2 protein-coding genes are annotated in these 1,378 nt (G+C 69.2%); both read left to right on the top strand.

From position 1 onward, the window contains the following. Nucleotides 1-243: 243 nt before the first annotated feature. Nucleotides 244-813: an RNA polymerase sigma factor gene (locus HUW62_RS47250; RefSeq protein ID WP_176438189.1), complete on the top strand. Its 570-nt coding sequence runs from the start codon at nt 244-246 to the stop codon at nt 811-813. After that, nucleotides 810-1,313, top strand: coding sequence for a hypothetical protein (locus HUW62_RS47245; RefSeq protein ID WP_163867134.1), 504 nt, complete (start codon nt 810-812; stop codon nt 1,311-1,313). The genes HUW62_RS47250 and HUW62_RS47245 overlap by 4 nt, the downstream gene beginning before the upstream one ends. Nucleotides 1,314-1,378 lie beyond the last annotated feature (65 nt).

Here is a 1,378-nt window from a genome sequence, read left to right as displayed (position 1 = left end):
CCCCAAGGAAGCGCCCCCCGCCCCGCTTGGATTCCGCGAGAAGGCGCGCCAGCGCAAGGCCAACAAGGAAGTCGCTCGCGCCGAGACAGCGGCCAAGCTCCCGAAATCACGGAAGAAGTAAGTCTGCAACGGGGATGAAACGTCTGGACGCAATAGGGGAGCGGGCACGTCGTAGACCAGGACGTGAACGCTCTTGCCCTCGACGACGCCCCCGGGACGCTCGCCCATGCCATCGGGATGCTGATGGCTGACGACGCCGTCCCGCTCCCCTGGAAGGCCGATGTGCAGGCGGCCCGCCGGGGGGATCCGTCCGCCTTCGAGTCCCTGGTGCGCAGCGTCCAGCGCCAGGTCTACGGCCTGGCCCTCCGGCTCCTGCAGAGCGAGGCGGAGGCCGCCGAGGTGTCCCAGGAGGCGCTCCTGCGCGCGTACCAGAATCTCCACCGGTACGACGACGCGCGGCCCTTCGACTTGTGGGTGCTGGCCATCACCCGCAACCTCTGCCTGGACCTGCTCCGGCGCCGCACCAAGGTGCGCACCGAGGAGCTGGAGCCCATGAAGGAGCTCCTCCCCAGCGGCGAGGCGTCGCAGGAGGAAGGCGCCATCGCCCGCGAGGAGCGTCAGTCGCTCGAGGACGCCATGGCGACCCTCTCCGTCGACGACCGTGAAGTCCTCGCGCTCTACTACGTCCAGAAGCGCACGACGAAGGAGATCGCGCAGATCCTCGGGTGCGCCCCTGGCACCATCATGGCCCGGCTCTTCAGGGCCCGAGAGAAGCTGCGCAAGAAGATGACCACCGAGGAGGCCACCCGATGAGCGCGCACCCTTGCCCCGACCTCGAGGTCCTCTTCGCGGAGCTGGAAGAAGGAGAAGGCCCCGCGCTGGACCACGCCGCTGAGTGTGAAGCGTGCTCCGCCGTCCTCGAAGAACACCGGCTGATGGAGCAGGACCTGTACCGGTTGGCGGACCCCCTTCCGCCGCCCACCCTGGTGGCCAGCGTCATGGCCCGAGTGGCGGCCGAGCCCGTACCGCAGCGAAGCGAGGTGTGGTCCGGGCTCACCATCCTCCTCACCTCGCTGCTCGGTGGGCTGGGCTTCCTGGTGATGAACGACCAGGCGCTCGGCCGGTTGGGAACGGGCTTCGCGTCGTTCCTCGTCGAAGGCCGGTTGTTCGCCGAGGGCGTGCTGAGTGGCGCCCGCGCGCTGTGGTCCACCGAGGGTCTGGCCGTGGCGGCCATCCTCGCCTTCCTCCTCCTCACGTCCCTGGCAGGCCTCAAGCGGCTCGCAGGCAGCGCACCCACCCCCTCGGAAGCCTGAGCGACCCATGAAGATCTCCCCTCGATTCCTGCTTCCCGCGTTGCTCATGGGCGCCCCCCTCGCGC

Origin of the sequence: Myxococcus sp. AM011, from assembly GCF_013372595.1 — a bacterium.
Lineage (GTDB): Bacteria > Myxococcota > Myxococcia > Myxococcales > Myxococcaceae > Myxococcus > Myxococcus eversor.
The sequence above is the reverse complement of the archived record's forward strand: the minus strand, read 5'-3'. Positions and strand labels throughout refer to the sequence as shown.

Bases quoted from the DNA above. Each gene is read 5' to 3' on its own strand.
- HUW62_RS47250 (WP_176438189.1), top strand. From the start codon at position 244: ATGGCTGACGACGCCGTCCCGCTCCCCTGGAAGGCCGATGTGCAGGCG.
- HUW62_RS47245 (WP_163867134.1), top strand. From the start codon at position 810: ATGAGCGCGCACCCTTGCCCCGACCTCGAGGTCCTCTTCGCGGAGCTG.